Source organism: Corallococcus interemptor (assembly GCF_003668875.1).
Lineage (GTDB): Bacteria > Myxococcota > Myxococcia > Myxococcales > Myxococcaceae > Corallococcus > Corallococcus interemptor.
The window spans coordinates 1-393 of record NZ_RAWM01000434.1 but is presented as its reverse complement, the minus strand read 5'-3'; the positions used below and the strand labels follow the sequence as shown (position 1 = coordinate 393).

Sequence of the window (393 nt, the reverse complement as noted above, 5' to 3'; positions counted from 1 at the left end):
AAACGGCGCTGCCTTACATGACAGACGGCCGTCAGCTACGCTTTATGTTTTTGCCTGATGGCGAAGACCCTGACACGCTAGTACGAAAAGAAGGTAAAGAAGCGTTTGAAGCGCGGATGGAGCAGGCGATGCCACTCTCCGCATTTCTGTTTAACAGTCTGATGCCGCAAGTTGATCTGAGTACCCCTGACGGGCGCGCACGTTTGAGTACGCTGGCACTACCATTGATATCGCAAGTGCCGGGCGAAACGCTGCGAATATATCTTCGTCAGGAATTAGGCAACAAATTAGGCATACTTGATGACAGCCAGCTTGAACGATTAATGCCAAAAGCGGCAGAGAGCGGCGTTTCTCGCCCTGTTCCGCAGCTAAAACGCACGACCATGCGTATAC

At 51.9% G+C, this 393-nt stretch carries 1 pseudogene; it reads left to right on the top strand.

Features of this window, described 5'->3' with window-relative positions:
• Nucleotides 1-393, top strand: a pseudogene (locus D7X96_RS39405) (hypothetical protein); the annotation flags it as partial.